The organism is Derxia gummosa DSM 723, from assembly GCF_000482785.1.
GTDB lineage: Bacteria > Pseudomonadota > Gammaproteobacteria > Burkholderiales > Burkholderiaceae_E > Derxia > Derxia gummosa.
The window spans coordinates 22,210-41,572 of the sequence record NZ_AXWS01000003.1 but is presented as its reverse complement, the minus strand read 5'-3'; the positions used below and the strand labels follow the sequence as shown (position 1 = coordinate 41,572).

Annotated in this window: 11 protein-coding genes; 4 read left to right on the top strand and 7 right to left on the bottom strand. The window is 71.2% G+C overall.

Annotated elements, in window-relative coordinates:
* Positions 1 to 150: 150 nt before the first annotated feature.
* Entirely contained in the window at positions 151 to 3,015 is a 2,865-nt protein-coding gene (locus H566_RS22120; RefSeq protein ID WP_051377767.1) for a PAS domain-containing hybrid sensor histidine kinase/response regulator, read from the top strand.
* Positions 3,016 to 3,182: 167 nt separating this feature from the next.
* Here the strand turns inward: H566_RS22120 and H566_RS0100880 are convergent, their stop codons facing one another.
* From H566_RS0100880 to glf, 3 genes are read right to left on the bottom strand one after another with little or no spacing between them, the layout of a single operon-like run.
* Positions 3,183 to 4,985 (bottom strand): ABC transporter ATP-binding protein, encoded by a 1,803-nt coding sequence (locus tag H566_RS0100880; protein ID WP_139826436.1) that lies wholly within the window; start codon positions 4,983 to 4,985, stop codon positions 3,183 to 3,185.
* A 5-nt stretch (positions 4,986 to 4,990) separates the two neighbouring features.
* On the bottom strand, positions 4,991 to 6,133 hold the full coding sequence (locus H566_RS0100875; RefSeq protein ID WP_028309951.1) for a glycoside hydrolase family 1 protein: 1,143 nt from the start codon (positions 6,131 to 6,133) through the stop codon (positions 4,991 to 4,993).
* Positions 6,130 to 8,565, bottom strand: coding sequence for a UDP-galactopyranose mutase (gene glf / locus H566_RS30460; protein ID WP_051377763.1), 2,436 nt, complete (start codon positions 8,563 to 8,565; stop codon positions 6,130 to 6,132). The genes H566_RS0100875 and glf overlap by 4 nt, the downstream gene beginning before the upstream one ends.
* Before the next feature lie 171 nt (positions 8,566 to 8,736).
* On the opposite strand from glf, the gene H566_RS0100865 reads away from it, so the two are divergent.
* The 3 genes from H566_RS0100865 (at position 8,737) to H566_RS30310 (ending at position 13,384) form a co-directional block, all read left to right on the top strand.
* Positions 8,737 to 9,255 carry an OsmC family protein gene (locus tag H566_RS0100865; RefSeq protein ID WP_028309950.1) on the top strand — a complete coding sequence of 173 codons (519 nt, stop codon included), beginning with the start codon at positions 8,737 to 8,739 and terminating at the stop codon, positions 9,253 to 9,255.
* Positions 9,256 to 9,320: 65 nt separating this feature from the next.
* On the top strand, positions 9,321 to 10,136 hold the full coding sequence (locus H566_RS22110) for a 2Fe-2S iron-sulfur cluster-binding protein (RefSeq protein ID WP_407919699.1): 816 nt from the start codon (positions 9,321 to 9,323) through the stop codon (positions 10,134 to 10,136).
* Positions 10,133 to 13,384 (top strand): molybdopterin cofactor-binding domain-containing protein, encoded by a 3,252-nt coding sequence (locus H566_RS30310; RefSeq protein WP_084544596.1) that lies wholly within the window; start codon positions 10,133 to 10,135, stop codon positions 13,382 to 13,384. Before H566_RS22110 ends, H566_RS30310 begins: the two co-directional genes overlap by 4 nt.
* Before the next feature lie 101 nt (positions 13,385 to 13,485).
* Here the strand turns inward: H566_RS30310 and H566_RS0100850 are convergent, their stop codons facing one another.
* The 4 genes from H566_RS0100850 to H566_RS0100835 all read right to left on the bottom strand — a co-directional run bounded on the left by H566_RS0100850 (position 13,486) and on the right by H566_RS0100835 (position 19,259).
* Positions 13,486 to 15,318 carry an NAD(P)/FAD-dependent oxidoreductase gene (locus H566_RS0100850; protein ID WP_028309948.1) on the bottom strand — a complete coding sequence of 611 codons (1,833 nt, stop codon included), beginning with the start codon at positions 15,316 to 15,318 and terminating at the stop codon, positions 13,486 to 13,488.
* 439 nt (positions 15,319 to 15,757) lie between these two features.
* Positions 15,758 to 16,855 carry a helix-turn-helix transcriptional regulator gene (locus tag H566_RS27050; protein WP_051377761.1) on the bottom strand — a complete coding sequence of 366 codons (1,098 nt, stop codon included), beginning with the start codon at positions 16,853 to 16,855 and terminating at the stop codon, positions 15,758 to 15,760.
* 216 nt (positions 16,856 to 17,071) lie between these two features.
* Positions 17,072 to 17,506, bottom strand: coding sequence for a c-type cytochrome (locus tag H566_RS0100840; protein WP_028309947.1), 435 nt, complete (start codon positions 17,504 to 17,506; stop codon positions 17,072 to 17,074).
* Between the two features lie 55 nt (positions 17,507 to 17,561).
* The gene (locus tag H566_RS0100835) at positions 17,562 to 19,259 is read right to left on the bottom strand and encodes a pyrroloquinoline quinone-dependent dehydrogenase (protein WP_245591254.1); all 1,698 of its coding nucleotides are present in this window, start codon (positions 19,257 to 19,259) and stop codon (positions 17,562 to 17,564) included.
* Between the last annotated feature and the right edge of the window lie 104 nt (positions 19,260 to 19,363).

The window sequence follows — 19,363 nt, the reverse complement described above, 5'->3', positions numbered from 1 at the left end:
AGCACGCTCTACCCCGTAGTCGGTATGGAACGAGGGCTGCCCAGCCCCTATCCTGAAACGGTCATCAATCCTTCAGGGAGGCTTTGACGAGTCTCCCGGGTCGCGGGCGCGGCATCTCCGGCGACATCAACCAACAGGCAGCAGATCGTGATGGGGAGCGTGTTCGACACCGGCGGCGTGGGTTTCGTGGTGCTGCTCGCGGCGCTGATGTTCCTGTCGTGCGCGGCAGGCGCCGGCATGATCGGCAGCCTCGACGTGCTCATCACGCGGCGGCGCCTTCGCATGCTGCAAAGGCTTGCAGACAACCGCGCCGACATCGACGCCACCGTGCGCCGCGCCGCCGAGACCGAGCAGTGGTACCAGGCCATCGTCGAGGCCGCGCCGGTCGGCCTGCTGGTGGTGGACCGCGACCGCCGCATCGTCAACGTCAACCAGGCCGCGCTCGACCAGTTCGGCTACACGCGCGGCCAGCTCATCGGCATGACGGTGGAAGACCTCGTGCCGGAAGACCGCCGCGCCGGCCATGACCGCAAGGTCGAGGCCTCGTTCGGCAAGGGCGCGACGCGCCGGCTCCAAGCCACGTCGGGCATCTATGCGCGGCGCGCCGACGGCAGCGTGTTCCCGGCCGACATCCGCATCAATCCGCTGCCTGAGCGCGACGGCCGGCCGTACAAGGTCGCGGTGTCGATCGTCGACCTGACCGAGCGCCGCCTGTTCGAGACCCGCTTCCAGGCCGTGTACGACCATTCGCTCGACGGCTTCGCCTTCATCGACGCGGGCCTCGGCATGTCGCACGCGAACGCCGCGCTGCGCGGCCTGCTCGGCATCGAAAGCCCGGCGCCCGGGCTCGCCAGCTTCTGCCCGCCGCAGCAGCCCGACGGCGAGGCGAGCGGGCCGGCGCTGCGCGCGCGCCATGCGCAGGCGCTCGCCGAAGGCTCGGCTGCCTTCGAGTGGAGCTTCCGCCATGCGAGCGGCGAGGCCCGACCCTGCCGCGTGAACTTCGTGCGCATCCAGCTCGGTGCCGAGACGACCGTGCTCGCCTCGGTGCTCGACCTGCGCGAGGCCAAGGCCGCCGAGGCGGCGCTGCACGAGGCGCGCCGCCGCGCCGAGGACGCCGCCGCCGCCAAGAGCCGCTTCCTGGCCAACATGAGCCACGAGATCCGCACACCGATGAACGCGATCATCGGCTTCGCCGATCTGGCGCTGCGCACCGATCTCACGCGCCAGCAGCACGACTACGTGCAGAAGGTGCACGGCGCGGGCGTGTCGCTGCTGCGCATCATCGACGACATCCTCGACTTCTCGAAGATCGAGGCCGGCCATCTCGCGCTGGAGCGCACCGAGTTCGACCTCGACGAGGTGCTCGCGGGCGTGGCCGCCGTCACGAGCCACAGCGCGGCGAAGAAGAACATCGAATACCTCTTCGACGTGTCGGTCGGGCTGCCGCGCCGGCGCGTCGGCGATCCGCTGCGGCTCACGCAGGTGCTGGTCAACCTTGCCACCAACGCGATCAAGTTCACCAGCGCCGGCGAGGTGCGTATCGCCTGCGAGGCCGACCCGACCGATCCCGACCTGCTGCATTTCGCGGTGGCCGACACCGGCATCGGCATCGCGCCCGACCAGATCGGCCGGCTGTTCGACGCCTTCACCCAGGCCGACGGCTCGACCTCGCGGCGCTTCGGCGGCACCGGCCTCGGGCTGTCGATCTCGCGCCAGCTGGTGCGGCTGATGGGCGGCGAGATCTCGGCCACCAGCAAGCCGGGCGAGGGCAGCTGCTTTCGCTTCAGCGCGCGGCTCGACCATGCCCGGCGCGATCCACGTCTCGATGCGCTCGGACGCGACGGCATCGCGGGCGCGCATGTGCTCGTGGTCGATGACAACACCAATGCGCGCGACCTCGTGCGCTCGACCCTGGGCGAGCTGGGCTGCCGCGTCGAGGAGGCCGAGAACGGCATCCGCGCGCTGGCGCTGGCGCATGCGGCCGAGCGCGCCGGCGATCCCTTCGCGCTCGTGGTGTCCGACTGGCGCATGCCCGGCATGACCGGCACCGACATGGCCGGCGCGCTGCGTGCCACCAGCGATCCGGCGCGCCTGCCACGCGTGGTGCTGCTCACCGCCCATCTGCCCGACGAAGTCGCGGCCGACGCGCGCGAGACGGGCGTGGCGGCGGTGCTGTCCAAGCCGCTCAATCCGCGCCTGCTGCATCGCGTGATGGCCGACCTCGCGCTCGAACGCGCGGCCGGCGCGGCCTCGCCCCGGCTCGCCGACATCGAACCTCGGCTGGCCGGCCGGCGCGTGCTGCTGGTCGAGGACAACCTGCTCAACCGCCAGATCGCGGTCGCGATGCTGGAGGCGGCAGGCGTCATCGTGGGCATCGCCGGCGACGGCCAGGAAGCGCTCGACCAGCTCGACGCGCCCGGCGCGCGCTGGGACGCGGTGCTCATGGATGTGCAGATGCCCGGCATGGACGGCCTGACCGCCACGCGCGCGATCCGCGCCGACCGCCGCCACGACGCGCTGCCCGTCATCGCGCTCACGGCCCACGCCCTGCCCGACGAGCGCGAACGCTCGCTGGCCGCCGGCATGAACGCCCACCTCACCAAGCCGATCGATTCGCGCCTGCTGCTGCGCACGCTGGCGGCCTGCATCGACGCCCGCGCCGACGCTCCCGAGAGAACACCCGTGCCCGCGCCCGTGCCGATGCCGGCGCCGCCCTTCGAGCGGCTGCGCGCGCGGCTCATGGAACAGTTCCGCGGCCATCACGCCGGCACCGCCGCCGCGATCGCCGCCAGCCTCGGGCTCGACCGCGCGACCGCGAGCCGGCTCGCGGCCGATCTCCAGGCCGACGCCGCCTGCCTCGGCCTCGATGGCGTGGCCGAGCTGGCCGCCACCATCGAGCGCCAGTTGCAGGACAAGCGCTCGACGCGCGGCATCCAGGCGACCGTGAGCGAGCTGGCCGACGCGCTCGCCGCCGTGCTCGACGACGACGCGCCACTCGGCAATCAGGCCGCCTGAAGCGGTCGCGCGTCTCAGCGCACCTCGTCGATCGCCAGGATCGCGCTCGCGCCGTGGCGGCCGCCGCCCGGCTCCGTCTGCGCCGGCGGCCTCGATCACGAGCGAGCGCGTCTGCGGCGCGGTGGCCGCGTCACAGGCGAAGGTGCCGGTCGGCTATAGCCCGCGCCTCAGCGCCGCGCCGACGCGCTCGGCGCGCCATCGCTGGCCGCCGCCTGCTGCGAGCGCCACAGCCGCCCGAACGCCCCGCCCCGCGCGCGCAGCTCCGCTGGCGTGCCGTCCTCGACGAGACGACCGGCCTCCAGCACCAGGATGCGGTCAAAGCGGTCGAGCGTTGACAGCCGATGCGCCACCGCCACCACCGTGCAGTCCTGCATCAGGTTGACCAGCGCGCGCTGAACCTCGTGCTCGGTATGACTGTCGAGCGCCGAGGTTGCCTCGTCCATCAGCAGCACCGGCGCGCAGCGCAGGAAGGCCCGGGCGATGCCGATGCGCTGGCGCTGCCCGCCCGACAGCGTCGCGCCGCGCTCGCCCACGAGCGTGTCGTAGCCCTGCGGCAGCTGGCGGATGAACTCGTGGCAGCAGGCATGGCGCGCGGCGGCCTCGACCTCGTCATCGCTCGCATCGGGGCGGCCGTAGCGGATGTTGTCGCGCACGCTGCGGCGGAACAGCACCACCTCCTGCGGCACGACGGCGATCTGCTCGCGCAGGCTGTCCTGCGCCACCTCGGCCAGGCACTGGCCGTCGATGAGGATGCGGCCCTGCTGCGGATCGTCGAGGCGCTGGATCAGGCTCACGAGCGTGCTCTTGCCCGAGCCCGACGGCCCCACCAGCCCCACGCGCTGGCCCGGCTCGATCACGAGGTTGAAATGCTCCAGCACGCGCCGGCCGTCCGGATAGGCGAAGCCCACGTCCTCGAACACGATGCGCCCGCCATGCGGCCGGAAGGCGCGCGCGCCCTGCTGGTCGGGCAAGGCATGCGGCGCGGCCAGCACCCTGAGCGTGTCGGCAATCGCGCCGAACTGCTGGGCCATGCCCACCAGCGCCAGCGCCAGGTCGCGCGAGCCATGCAGGATGCGGAAGGTGAGCGCGCTCACCAGCACCACGTCGCCGGGCGTGATGGCGCGGCGCTGCCACAGCAGGATGGCCCAGGCCAGCATGCCGCCCGCCATCAGCCACAGGCAGAGGTCGTGCAGCAGGCGGGCCTTCTCCAGGTACATCCAGCTGCGGCGCTGGGCCGCCGCCTCGACGCCGAACTCCCGCGCCAGCCGGTCGCGCTCGCGGCGGCGCGCGGCAAACGCCTTGACCGCCCAGACGTTGCTCACCACGTCCACCAGCTCGCCGCCGACCTTCGACGCCAGCTCCGCATAGCGGTGATGCACCGTGCGCCCGCGCATCCCGAAGCCGCCGATCACCGCCGCCACGAAACCCACGCAGGCCGTCAGCGCCAGGGCCATGCGCCAGTCGACCGTGAACAGCACGAGCACCGCGCCGACGAAATCCACCACCGGCGGCAGCACGTTCCAGGTGAGCGTGCCGAGGATGGCGCCTGTCGCGGCGGCCGCCGCCGTCACGCGCGCGCCGACCGAGCCGACCAGGTGCTCGCGGAAATAGCGCATCGCATGGCCGGTGAGGTGGTCGAACAGATCGACGCGGATGTCCACGCCGCTCGCCACCACGGCGCGCGCGCCAAGCCAGCCGCCGATGCGCCACAGCACGCTCTCCAGCGCAATCAGCGCGAGGAAGAAGCCGAAGGGATGCCAGACCGCCGCGCGGTCGCCGCTGGCCATCGCGTCCACCAGCAGCTTCATGCCGACCTGCACCGCCACCGCGCAGGCCGCCGCGAGCGTGATGGCCGCGAACAGCGCGCCGAACAGCCAGCGCCGCGCCTTCACGTAGCGCGCGAGGAAGGCGAGCGGCCGGTCGGGAATGGGACCGGTGAGGACGCGTGCCTGCCGGTCATCGCCGCTCACGGCGCTCAGGCCGGCAGCCGCGCGCGGGAAGGCGATCGCGCGGCGAAGGCGTCCACCTGACGCGCGAGCGCGAACAGCATCGGCTCGTGCGGCGGGCGCCGGCCGTCGGCGTCGGCATGGCTCCAGCAGCCGGTGGCGCAATGGCGCTCGTCGACCCAGCCGGGGTAGTCGAACACCGGATAAAGGCAGATGCCGCCGACCGGCGTGCCGGCGTCGATCGCGGCCATCACCTCGGCGCACACGAGGTCGAGCCAGGGTGCGCGCATCGGGCCTTCGGCGCCGGTCTCGGCCAGCAGCAGCGGCCGGCCGTAGCGCCGGTGCACCTCGGCCAGCAGGTGGCGCAGCGGGCGGTGTTCCGGATGGCTCGGCGGGAGGGTCTCGGCGCCGAAGTACCACTGATTGTCGGGGTAGTAGTTGATGCCGATGACGTCGAGGTAGTCGGGGCTGCCGCCGAGGCCGGGCCAGAGGTTGCCGGCAAGCATGTCCCAGCCCTGGTACTGCGCCTCGTGATGGCCGGCGGCGGCGAGCGCCTGCTCGGGCGTGGCGCCGGGCGGGCTGGCGACGCGGATCAGCGGATCGACATTGAGGATGCGGGCGCGCGGATCGACCGAGCGCACCGCGTCGATGCCGGCGATGGCGGCGCGCACGAGCTGGTGCTTGAGCTCGAAGCCGCGCGCCTGCGCGAGCGGATTGAACAGCCCCGCGTCGCCGCCGGCCCAGGCCCAGTACGAGATCTCGTTGACCGGGCACCACCACGGCACCTCGTCCGACTGGTCGCGCACCACCTCGGCGGCGGCGCGCGCGAAGGCCGCGAAGCGCTCGACGAAGGCCGGGCGCCAGATGTCGATGTCGTCGGGCCAGCCGTAATGGCAGAGGTCCCACACCACCGGCACGCCGGCCTCGCACGCCGCGTCGAGCATCGGCAGGAAGCTCGACCAGTCGTAGCGGCCGGGGGAGGTCTCGATGAGGTGCCAGCGCAGGCCATCGCGCGCGGCGCGCATGCCGTGGGCGGCGACGAGGGCATAGTCGGCGGCGGCAAGACGGTCGTGCCCGGTCGCGGCAATGAGATCGAGCCGGCGGCCGTCATGGCGCCGGTGGGTGGAGCACTCGAAGCCGGCCATGAAGAAGCTGTCGAACAGAGGCGTCATCCGGCCACTCCCGCCAGCACGCGGCCGGTCTCCATCTGCTCGATGCGGTGGTAGGTGGCGAGCGCCTGGGCGACCACCTGGTCCATGTTGTAGTACCGGTAGGTCGCGAGCCGGCCGACGAAGGTCACGTCATGCCGGCGGTCGGCGAGCGCGCGGTAGCGCTCGTAGAGCGCGGCGTTCTCGGGGCGCGGGACCGGGTAGTAGGGATCGCCGGTGGCCGACGGGTACTCGCGCGTGATGCTGGTGCGGCGGTGCTGCTGCCCGGTCAGGTGCTTGTATTCGGTGATGCGCGTGTACTGCACCTCGGGTGACGGATGGTTGACCACCGCCACCGGTTGCAGCCATTCGCGGTCGAGTGTCTCGTGCTCGAAGCGCAGCGAGCGATAGGGCAGCTGCCCGAAGCGGTAGCCGAAGAAGGCATCGACCGGCCCGGTGTAGATGAGGTGGCCATAGCGCAGCTCATGCCGGATGTCCTCGAAGTCGGTGTTGAGCATGAGCCGGATGTTCGGATGGTCGAGCAGGTTCTCGAACATCCGCGTGTAGCCGTGCAAAGGCATGCACTGGTGACGGTCGAGGAAGTAGCGGTCGTCGGTGCCGGTGCGTGCCGGCACCCGCGCCGTGACCGACCGGTCGAGCCGTGCCGGGCTCGTGCCCCATTGCTTGGTGGTGTAGCCCTTGAAGAACTTCTCGTACAGCTCGCGGCCGACCTGGCTCAGCACCATCTCCTCGGCATTGCGCGGCTCGGCGATCGGCAGCGCGCGGCTCGCCAGAAAGGCGGCCGCGGTGTCGGGCGTGAGGTCGAGGTCGTAGAGCGTGTTGAGCGTGGTGAGGTTGATCGGCACCGGCACCAGCTTGCCGTCCACGCTCGCGAGCACGCGGTGCTCGTAGTCGCGCCATTTCGTGAAGCGCGACAGGTAGGCGAGCACCGCGTCGGAATTGGTGTGGAAGATGTGCGGCCCGTAGCGGTGGACGAGCAGGCCGGCGTCGTCATGATGGTCGAAGGCATTGCCGCCGATGTGCGGCCGGCGGTCGGTGACAAGCACCCGCTTGCCGAGGCCGACGGCCAGCCTCTCGGCGAGCACCGCGCCCGCGAAGCCGGCGCCGACGATGAGGTAGTCGAAGCCCGGCGCGCGTGGTCTTGCAAAGGTTTGCACGGCGGCGATCCGGTGTGCGTCTCCGGGCGGCGGTCGGCTGCGCGCAGCCTCGCGCAAGCAGTCGAGCATGCGGGCGGCGGTGTCGTCCCAGGACATGCCGGCGATGGCGGCATCGGCGCGCGCGCGCACCGCGCCGGTGTCGGCGGCCAGTTCGTCGAGCGCGGTGGCGATCGCGGCGCCGAATTCAGCGGCCGTGGCGGCGATGCGCACCACGCCGCTGTCGCCGTAGCCGCGCACCACGTCACGGATCGGCGTCGAGACGACGGGGCGTCCGCCGGCGAGGTACTCGGGCGTCTTGGTCGGGCTGATGAAGCGCGTCGCCTCGTTGAGAGCAAAGGGCATGAGCGCCACGTCCCAGCCGGCGAGATAGGCCGGCAGCTCGTCGTAGGTGCGCGGACCGAGCCAGTGCAGGTTGTCGCGGTGGGGCAGCGTGGCGGTGTCGATCTTGACGATCGGCCCGATCATCACGAACTGCCAGTCGGGATGGCGGAAGGCCAGTTCATCGAGCAGGTCGAGGTCGATCCGCTCGTCGATCACGCCATGGAAGCCGAGGCGCGGATGCGGCAGGTCGGCCTGGTCCTCCGGCTCGTCAAGGTCGTCGCGCGCGGCGGCGAAATGCGCCACGTCCACGCTGCTCGGGAAGGCGTGCACGTTGGCATGACGTTCGCGCTTGGCCTCGTGCAGGCTGTGGCCGCCGGTAAACACCACGTCGGCGCGCGCGAGCAGTTCGGTCTCGCGGTCGAGCAGCGCGGCCGGCGCGCCACGGAAGGCCGACAGCTCGTCCATGCAGTCGTACACGACGAGCCGCGCGGCCCAGTGGGCGCTGAAGCCGAGCGCCATCGGCGTGTAGTACCAGAGCACTGGCTCGCGCACGCCGGCGGCGGCGAAGTAGTCGCCGAACAGGCGGCGCTGCGCCGCGTCGGCGGCTTCGCCCGAACAGCCGCGCGGCAGCCGGGGCACGACCACGCGCACGCCGCCGGGCACGTCATGCACGTCGAGCCGGGGCTCGGCCTCGTCGCAGGCGATCGGCTCCTCGACGAACAGCACGCGATGGCTCTTGGCGAGCCGCCCCATCACATGCTGCGGACGCTGCCAGACGAAGTTCCAGCGCAGGTGCGACAGGCACACGAGCGGTGGCAGCGCGCTGGCCGGAAAGCCCGATGCGCCGGCACCGGCATCGAGGGTGTCGAAGCGCTTGCGGCGCATCGGATCGGTCGCGCGCGGCGTGCCGCCGCCGAGCGCATGAATGGCGCTCTGGTGAGTTCCAGCCCAGCTCATTGCCTTCCCCTTGCAATCGATACCGCCCGGGGATCGGGCTGAACCGTTGATGCACGGTAGAAGGGCAAGCTCCCGCTTCACGAAAAGCTACATGTGGCGGACTCTGCATACATCCGCGCCGGCGAGCATGCTGCCGGTCCGACAACGCCCCGGCATAAATGGAGACAGACGATGAACGCCGATGACCTGCGCGCCCTGCAAACCCCGATCAAGGACCGCTACCGCGTCGATCCCGCGAGCGCCGTCATCACGCTGCGCGCCAGCGGCCGCGCGGGCGAAGGCATCACCTGCCGCGTCGACACCGGCCGTGCGCTGGTCGAGGCCGGGCTGCATCCGGCCACCGGCGGCGACGGCCTCGCGGCCTGCTCGGGCGACATGCTGCTGGAGGCGCTCGTGGCCTGTGCCGGCGTCACGCTCAAGGCGGTGGCGACGGCGCTCGGCATCGCGCTGCGCGACGCCCGCGTCGAGGCCGAGGGCGATCTCGACTTCCGCGGCACGCTCGGCGTGGACAAGGAAGCGCCCGTGGGTTTTCGCGCGATCCGGCTGCGCTTCACGCTCGACACCGACGCGGGCGCCGACCAGATCGCCACGCTGCTCAAGCTGACCGAGCGCTACTGCGTCGTGTACCAGACGCTCGCGAAGCCGGCCCTGCTGGCAACGAGCCACGAGGTCGGTCCGGTCGCGGGCTGACCGGCAGCGGGCCGCTTGGCCGCGCCCGCGGCACCCGGCGCGGATGACCGTCGCGCGACAGCCCGGTGCCCGCCCCGGTCACGCACCGACACCGCGCGCCCGACGCCCGCCCGTCGCCCTGTCGGCTCCTCGCCGACAGCCGACTCAGCCCGTTACCAGGCTCGCGCGCGCCGCCCGCCGCCGCGCCAAAGAATCCTCCGCCAGCGGCCATGCCGCAGCGCCGGAGGATTCCCATGCAAGCCGCCCCGCCCGAGCCCGTCACGCTCACGCTCGACATCAACCGCGAGCGCCGCACCGTCACTGTGGACGCGCGCACCACCCTGCTCGACCTGCTGCGCGAGACCCTCGGCCTCACCGGCACCAAGAAGGGCTGCGACCACGGACAGTGCGGCGCCTGCACCGTGCTGGCCGACGGCCGCCGCATCAACGCCTGCCTCAGCCTCGCCGCGATGCACGACGGCGGCAGCGTCGTGACGATCGAGGGCCTCGCCATCGACGCGCGCAACCTGCATCCGCTCCAGGCCGCCTTCGTCGCGCATGACGCCTTCCAGTGCGGCTACTGCACGCCGGGGCAGATCTGCTCGGCGGCCGGCATGCTCGACGAACTCGCGGCCGGCGCGCCGAGCCTCGTGACCGACCCCGGCTGCGCGATGGCGGTCGCCACCGACGCCGAGATCCGCGAGCGCATGAGCGGCAATCTCTGCCGCTGCTCGGCCTATCCCAACATCGTCGCCGCGATCCGCGAGGTGGCCGACACGCCGGTGGCCGACGACAGCCACACCGCGCTCGACGACGCCGACGCCGGCCCGCGCGCCGAACCCGCCGGCCCGGCCATGCCCGCCGCCGCCGCGCCCGGCCATCCGACCGGAGGCGCCGCATGAAGCCCTTCGCCTTCCGCCGCGCCGCCACGCCCGACGAGGCGCTCGCGCAGGCCACCGACGGCTTCGCGCGCTACATCGCGGGCGGGACCAATCTGCTCGACCTCATGAAGCTGGAGATCGAAGCGCCCGCGACCATGGTGGACATCAACCGCCTCGCGCTCGACCGCATCCAGCCGCTGCCGGGCGGCGGCCTGCGCATAGGCGCGCTGGCGCGCAACGCCGATCTCGCCGCCGACGGCCTGGTGCGCGAGCACTGGCCGCTGCTGTCGCGCGCGCTGCTCTCGGGCGCGTCGGCCCAGATCCGCAACCGCGCCACCACCGCCGGCAACCTGCTCCAGCGCACGCGCTGCAACTACTTCTACGACCCGGCCCAGCCCTGCAACAAGCGCGAGCCCGGCAGCGGCTGCGGCGCGATGGAAGGCTTCAACCGCATGAACGCCATCCTCGGCGGCAGCCCGAGCTGCATCGCCGTGCATCCGTCGGACATGGCGGTGGCGCTGCGCGTGCTCGACGCCGAGATCGAGACGCTCACGCGCGACGGCCGGCGCCGCAGCATTCCGCTCGGCCAGTTCCACCGCCTGCCCGGCGACACGCCGCACATCGAGACCGCGCTGGAGGAAGGCGAACTGGTGACCGGCGTGCTGCTGCCGCCGGCGCCGGTCGGCAGCCAGCATTACGTGAAGGTGCGCGACCGGGCGTCGTATGCGTTTGCGCTGGTGTCGATCGCGGCGGTGGTGGACGTGGCCGACGGCCGCATCCGCGCGGCGCGGCTCGCCTTCGGCGGGATCGCGCCCAAGCCCTGGCGCGACCCGGACGTGGAGGCACTGCTGTCCGGCGCGCCCGCGAGCGACGCGACCTTCGCCGACGCGGCCCGTCTGCTGCTGCGCAATGCGCGCGGCCACGGCCACAACGATTTCAAGATCCCGCTGCTCGAACGCACGTTCGAAGCCCTGCTGCACGACGCCTGCGGCCTGAGCCACACCAACGGCCACGATCCGCACGCGCCCACGCCCGCCGACCTGCGTCTGGCCCAGCCCGACCGCGGCAGCGAGCCGGTGGTCGTGCGGGCCGACGGTAGCGCCGCCGACGCGCCGGCCGGCCCGATCGGCCAGCCGCTGCCGCGTGTGGAAGGGCGGCTCAAGGTGACGGGGCAGGCGCGCTATGCGCATGAGGTGCGCGACCTTGCGGCGCCGATGCAGGTGACGGCGCCGAGCACGGGCGCGGCCACGGCGCAAGGCGTTGCGCCCGTGCCGTCCGCCGCCGCGCAGGGTGGCAGCCGCGCGCACGCGCATGGCGTCATCGTCGGCGCGACCGCCGCGCGCGGTCGCATCACGCAGCTCGACACGCGCGTGGCCGAGACCCTGCCCGGCGTGCTGCTCGTGCTCACGCATCGCAACATGCCGCGCCAGGGCCGCCCGGACGACGGTGCCGCGCCGCAGATGACGAGTGACCGCATCGACCAGTACGACCAGCCCGTCGCCCTCGTCGTCGCCGACAGCCTCGAAGCCGCGAGCGCCGCCGCGCGCCGCATCGAAGTGACGATCGAGCCCGACCTGTCCGGCGCCCGCTACGACATCGAGGCCGCGCGCGAAGCCGCCGTCACGCCCAAGGCAATGATCCGTCCGCCCGAGAGCATCGTCGGCAACCTCGACCGCGCGATGCGCGAGGCGCCCTTCACGCTCGACGCCACCTGGACCACGCCGCACCAGAGCCATGCCGCGATGGAGCCGCACGCCGCCGTCGCCGACTGGGACGGCGACGCCCTCACCGTGCATTGCGCCAACCAGATGGTGCAGCGCGCGCCGAAGATCCTTGCCGCCACCTTCGGCCTGCCCGAGGCAAAGGTGCATTGCATCAGCAGCTTCATCGGCGGCGGCTTCGGCGGCAAGCTGGAGGTGCGCGCCGAAACCGTGCTCGCCACCGCCGCCGCGCTCGCGCTCAAGCGCCCGGTGCGCGTGATGCAGACGCGCCAGCAGGTCTTCCACAACACCTCGCACCGCAGCGCGACGGTGCAACGCATCCGGCTCGCGGCCGACGAGAGCGGCGTGCTGAGCGGCCTCGGGCACGAGGTGCTCGCGAGCAACCGGCCGGGCGCCCACTTTTACGAGATGGCGGCCGACCAGACCCGCTCGCTCTACGCCGCCGCGCACCGCCGCACCACGCATCGGCTCGCGCCGCTCGACCTGCCGGAGTCGGCGTCGATGCGCGCGCCGGGCGAGGCCGTCGGCCTGCTCGCGATCGAGGGCGCGATGGACGAGCTGGCCGAGATGCTCGGCCTCGACCCGATCGAGCTGCGCATCCGCAACGAGCCCGAGGTCGATCCCGAGAGCGGCGCGCCCTTCTCCACCCGCCGCCTCGTCGATTGCATGCTGCACGGCGCGCGCCGCTTCGGCTGGGCCGACCGGCCGCTCACGCCCGCCAACCGCCGCGAGGGCCGGCTGTGGATCGGCACCGGCATGGCCGCCGCGATCCGCGGCAACCTGCTGCAACCCGCGAGCGCCCGCGTGCGCCTGGACGAAGCCGGCGCCACCGTCGAGACCTCGATGACCGACATCGGTACCGGCAGCTACACCGTGCTGGCGCAGATCGCCGCCGAGACGCTCGGCCTGCCGGTCGAGCGCATCACCGTGCGCCTCGGCGACAGCCGCCTGCCCGCCGGCCCCGGCAGCGGCGGCAGCTGGGGCGCGAACAGCTCCGGCATGGCCGTGCGCCTCGCCTGCGAGAAGCTGCGCGACAAGCTCGCGGGCACCGGCGAACGCACCGGCAGCGCCAGCGCCGACTTCAAGCCCGGCGACGAGCTGAAGACGTATTCGCAATACAGCTACGGCGCCCACTTCGCCGAGGTGTCGGTGGATGACGCGACCGGCGAGGTGCGCGTGCGCCGCATGCTCGGCGTGTTCGAGGCCGGGCGGCTGCTCAATGCGCGCACCGCGCGCTCGCAGGCGCTGGGCGGGATGATCTTCGGCATCGGCAGCGCGCTGATGGAGGAACTCGCGGTGGACGCGAAGCGCGGCTTCTTCGTCAACCACGACCTCGCCAACTACCACGTGCCCGCGCATGCCGATGTGCCGGCGCTGGAGGTGGAATTCCTGGAGAGCTTCGACGACAAGGCCAATGCGCTCGGCGGCAAGGGCCTAGGCGAACTGGGCATCAGCGGCGCGGGCGCCGCGATCGCCAACGCGGTCTGGCATGCCTGCGGCGTGCGCGTGCGCGACTACCCGATCACGCCGGACAAGCTCATGCGCTGAACATGGCATGGCCGCGCGATCCGGAGGAGAGCCAGACCGCGCGGCCACGTTCAAACACGACGCGCGGCCCGGGAGAGAGCCGGACCGCGTGCCCCCCCGCTTCAGCCCTTGTGATGCACCTCCTGCAGGCCGTACACCGGCGTCGGGATGCCCTCGTAGCGCGCCTTGAGTTGCAGCGACAGGTATTGCGAGTAATGGCGCGACTGGTGCAGGTTGCCGCCGTGGAACCAGAGGTTGTTCACCTGCGTCGGCTTCCACATGTTGCGCAGCTCGCCTTCCCAGGGGCCGGGGTCCTTGGTGGTGTCGGAGCCGAGCCCCCAGCACTTGCCGACCTTGTCCGCCACCTCCTGCGACACGAGCTTGGCGACCCAGCCGTTCATCGAGCCGTAGCCGGTCGCGTACACCACCAGATCGGCCGGCAGCTCGGTGCCGTCCTTCATGAGCACACCGTTCTCGGTCAGGCTCTCGATGCCGACGCGGCTCTTGAGCTTGATGCTGCCGTTGGCCACCAGCTCGCTCGCGCCCACGTCGATGTAGTAGCCCGAGCCGCGCCGCAGGTACTTCATGAACAGCCCCGAGCCGTCATCGCCGAAGTCGAGCATGAAGCCCGCCTTCTCCAGCCGGCCGTAGAAGTCGGCGTTGTCCTTCTTCATCTGCTCGTACACGGGGATGTGGAAGGTATGCATGATCCGGAACGGGATCGACGCGAAGGTCAGGTCGGCCTTGTAGGTCGTCATGCCCTTCTCCACCGCGTCCTCCGAATACAGCCCGCCGAGCGCCAGCTTCATGAGCGAATCGCTCGGCGCGATGTGGGTCGAGGTGCGCTGGAGCATCGTCACGTCGGCGCCGTTCTCCCACAGCGCGGCGCAGATGTCGTGCGCCGAGTTGTTCGAGCCGATCACGACCACCTTCTTGCCCTTCCATTCGTCGCCGCCGCGATGCTGGCTCGAATGCTCCTGCCGGCCCTTGAAGATGTCCTGACCGGGAATCTTCGGGATGTTGGGCACGCCCGACATCCCGAGCGCGAACACCACATGCGTCGGCCGCAGCGTGACGGGCTTGCCCTCGCGCAGCACGTTGACGGTCCATTCGCCGGTGGCCGGGTCCTGCTCGGCATGCTGGCACTCGGTCGATGACCAGTAGTTCAGCTCCATGATCTTCGTGTAGGCCTCGAGCCAGTCGCCGATCTTGTCCTTCGGGCAGAACACGGGCCAGTCGTCCGGGAACGGCAGGTAGGGCAGGTGGTCGTACCAGACCGGATCGTGCAGGCAGAGCGACTTGTAGCGCTTGCGCCAGGCGTCGCCCGGGCGCTCGTGCTTGTCGACGATGAGCGTCGGCACGCCCAGGCGCCGCAGCCGCGCGCCGAGACCGATGCCGCCCTGGCCGCCGCCGATGATCAGCACATAGGGCTGCCGGCTGTAGCCCAGCTCGGCCTGCTCTTCCTGGCGCAGTTCGAGCCAGGTCTTGCGGCCGGGATTCACGCCGTGCTCGGCGCCCTTGATGCGGTTGCGGCCCTTCTTCTCCTCGTGACCCTTCAGCTCGGTCATCGTCGTGAGCAGGGTCCAGCCGAGGCCGTTCTTGAGGCGCACATAGCCGCGACCGCGCGCGACGGCGGTCTCGAAGGTGAACCAGCCGCTCGTGATGCCGTCGGCGTCGGTCGCGTCCTGTTCCTCCTCGGTGCGGAAGTTCGACGGCTTCACGTCGGCGAGGCGGGCTTCGAGCAGATCGCGGATCTGGTCGCGGCCTTCCACCGTCTTTAGGTTCCAGGTGAAGGCCACGAGGTCGCGCCAGTAGCACTCGTCGCCGAACAGCGCGAGCGCGGCCTGCACGTCCTGCGCGGCGAGCGCGGCCTCGAAGCGGCCGAGCCAGTCGGCGAGCTTCGCGGCGGCGGGATTGGCCGCGACTTGCGCGGCCGGGGTGACGCTGGCGGTCATGAGCTGTCTCCTCCGAAGGTTGGCCGGGCGGATGCCGGCCTCGGGAGGAGTGGTGCAAGTTGTTGCGCCGCAATGATTTCAGGCAAAGCCATCATCGGTGCGGTTGCGCGACTTGCCTGCCTTCCCTGGTGACATGACGGGCCATCTGCCCGACCACAAGCCCAGGCCCGGCATGCTGCGACGCCGCACGACATGTCGCTTTCCGCTGCCGCAGCGACAGGTGTCGCCGATCGTGCCTGCGACGACTGTCTACGCGTGCAGCGCCAACGCGGCGCCATGAAGCGTGGTGATGCGACAGCTTCTTCACCTGAGAAGTCCCGGCCCGGAAAAATCGCTGCGGCCCGCGGCACCGGTCATTGGCCAATCTCCCGTGGGCGCTGCCCATCGCGCCGCTCGAACCGCATTACCCCAAGCCCTCAGCCAAGGGCGGGCGCCCGGCTCACTCCCGCCCGAACAGCAGCGCGCGCTGCACCAGTTCCGCCTGCCGCGAGCAGTCCATGCGACGCATCAGATCGACGACATGGCTGCGCACGGTCAGCACGCCGCAGCCGAACCGCTCGGCCAACTGCTTGACCGACTCACCCGAGCACAGACCATGAAGCACGCGAGCCTGCGCGGGCGTGATCGGGAATGCCGCCTGCAACTGCTCCGGACTCGGCAGCGCCGGCGGCGTCCGCAGTTCGGCCTGCGTGATCACCCACCGGTCCGCCCCCGTGAGTCGTGCCGCCGCCGGCAAGGGCAGCAGTTCGAGATGCATCGACTGTCCTTCGCCGATGCGGCAGTCCAGCCGCCCACGGACACCGGACATGGCGCCGCGCAACGCGGCCGCGAAACCTTCGCGCAGTCGGCCGTCGACGATGCCGAGCCGATTGCCGCGGATGCGGCCATGCGCCGGCGAGCCCAGCACCTCGCCTTCGAGGCTCCGGCCGTCGAGCGACGCGACATTCCAGTTCTCGTCGACCAGGAACACCAGTGCGCCGCCATGCTGCAGAACCTCGTGGATCGAGCGGCGCACCGCGCCGGTCCGGGTGAAGCATTCCGCGAAGGTCTCGCGCGCCTGATCCGAAAGCTCGCCCATCGCGCCGGAATGCAGTTGGGCGGCCGACACCGGGAGCCGCGTCGAGCGCAGGAGCGTGATGCCCGCGATCACGCCCGGGGACACATGCAAGGCCAGCGCGATCACCTGCTGCATCCCGTAGCGGCGCAGCAGATTGAAGAAGGGCTGGCTGCCCCATCGCTCGTCGGGAAAGGCCTCGTCACTGACCTGCCAATGCAGGCGCATTCGACCCTTCAGCGCGTTTTGCAGCAGGAGGTCGTACTGGTAGTAGTGCTCGCTGTATTCGGCCTGGAGCCCGGGGTCAACGCCGGTATGTTCATGCGCGAGCACCTGCTGGTCGGCGCTGCGCCAGACCAGCACGCTGGCCGTGTCGGCACCGACCAACTGGGCAAAGGACTTGCCGACATCGAGCCAACCTCCCTCGCCGCCCGCCACCGCCTGCAGGCTGTCACGGGCCTGCGCAAATACGATCTTGTCCATCGAACCGTCCCGTCGCCGTCAGCCTGCGAGGCAATCGACCCCAAAGTTGCGACGAATCTGGACGGACGATCCGGCACTGACAAGGGTGCGGCATTTGCCCTAGGCGGCCGCCAGCAGGCACTCGGCCGAACCACCGGCATCCTCGGCAGCCCCAAAAAAACAGGCCGCACAAGGCGGCCCGAAGTGGAGTGGAACGGAGGAGAAGCAGCGGGCGCGTCAGCGTGTCGGCGCCTCGGTCGAGAGCTGGCGCAGATAGGCGACCAGCTCCCAGATCTGCTCGGGCGAGAAGGCCGTGCCCCAGGGCGGCATCACGTCGGCGCCGCTGTTGCGGCCGTTGGTGATGGTCTCGAAGGCGGCTTCGGGCACGAAGTCCGGCCGGCCCTTGAAGTTGGGCGCCTTGCCGCCCTCGCCGCCGTTGCCGTGGCAGTAGGCGGCGCAGGTCTGGTTGAAGCGCTTGCGGCCGGCGTCGATGCGCGCCGGGTCGGCGAGGTCGAAGGGCGGCGCGCCGGGCGCGGCGGTCGGCTCGGGCGGCGGCGGACTGGTGTGGGCCAGCGCCGCGACGCTCGCCGCGAGCAGCGCGCCGGCGATGACCAGCGCCGCGACCGGACCGCGCCGCCCCGGCGACCGGGCAGCGTTGGCCGCGTCGGTCATCGGCGCGTCCTCGCCGGTCTTGCAATCCTTTGCATCAGGTTTGTCGTGCCGCATCTCAATCCACCGTGAACACGAGCAGCGCCGCGCCGCCGGGCAGGTCGCGGATCTCGGGGAAGGCGCCGGTCAGGAAGCCCGGCGCGTGCGAGCCGAGGCCGGTCGGGATGGCGATGTACTGCTTGCCCTTGACCGCATAGCTGATCGGCCCGCCGCGCGCGCCCGAGCCGGCCTCGAACTTCCACAGTTCCTTGCCGTTGTCGGCGTCGAAGGCGTAGAGGTTGCCGCGCATGTCGCCGCTGAACACGAGGCCGCCCGCCGTCGCGAGCACCGAGCTGAGCGGCGGCAGGTCGAAGCGCACCTTCCACGCCGGCTTGCCGGTGAGCGGATCGAAGGCGCCGATCCAGCCGTCGGCCTTCTTGCCGGGCGGATCGACGAGGGTGATTTCGGACAGCCCGAGCGAGAGCTGGCTCATCGCGACCAGCGGCGCCTGCCGGTCGCTCGTCACGGTGTTGCACACCTCCATGCCGCTCGAATACCAGAGTTTCGTTTGCGGGTTATAGGCGCCGTGATTCCAGCTGCGCGCGCCGAGCAGGTTGGGGCAGTGCAGCTTCTGCTTGCCGGTCTCGGGCGGATTGGGGTCGATGGGCTGGCCGGTCTTGGGGTCCACGCCCTTGGCCCAGTTCATGTTCTCGGTGTACTGCCAGACGTTGCGGATCGCGCCGCTGTCCTTGTCCATCACGTACACGAAGCCGTTCTTGTTGAGGTGCACGAGGCTCTGGCCGCCCTTGCCGTCGGGCACGAGCAGCGACTCGTAGGCGGCGTCGAAGTCCCAGGTGTCGTTGGGCACTTCCTGGCGGTGCCACTTGATCCTGCCGGTCTTCGGCTCCAGCGCGAGCAGGGTCGCGGTGTAGAGGTTGTCGCCCATGCGGTCGTCGCGGTTGAAGTCGGGCGCGGCGTTGCTGGTGCCGATGTAGATGGTGTCGGTGGTCGGGTCGTAGGTGCCCGGCAGCCAGGCCGAGCCGCCGCCGCGCAGGCGGCTGTCGCCGGGCCAGCTCTTGGGGTCGTCGCGCGGGATCTCGAAGGTCCAGACGCGCTCGCCGGTGTCGGCATTGACGGCGAAGATCTTGCCGACCACGGGCTGGTCGCCACCCGTCGTGCCGCCGAACAGCACGTCGCCCGCGAGCTGGGGCGGCGACGAGAACAGCGCGCCGAATTCCTTCTTCTGGTCGGTGAGCTTGGTGCTCCACAGCTCCTTGCCGGTTTTCTGGTCGAGCGCGATGAAGCGGCCGTCGAGCGAGCCGATGAACACCTTGCCGCGCCCCACGGTCACGCCCCGGCTGGCCGATTGATAGAACACCTGCTTGGCCTCGGGCGCGAGCTTGGCGGTGTAGCGCCAGAGGATCTTGCCGGTGGCGGCGTCGAGCGCGAACACGTTGTTGTCGGCCGCGATCGTGTACATGACGCCGTCGATGACGATGGGCGTGGCCTGGAGGCCGTGGGTGATCGCGCCGGGCTGGTGAATCCAGGCGACGTGCAGGCGCTTGACGTTGTCCTTGTTGATCTGCGCGAGCGGGCTGAAGCGCCAGGCGTTGTAGCTGCGGTGGTACTGGGGCCAGTTATTGGGATCGTCCCAGCCGGGGCCGGCGGGCGCGGCGGCCTGGGCGGTGGCCACGAGCAGCGCGGCGACGCTCGTGGCGAGCGTGGTGAGGGTGGCCGCGAACAGGCGGCGGCGCCCAGGGATGGGTTGGTGGGTCACGGTGGTGTCTCCGAAGGCTTGCGATGTGGTGGTCGTCTCTCGCGCCGGCCGCCCGATGCGGCGGGGCCGATGCCTGAACGGCAGCTTCCGTGCCACTCGGGCAG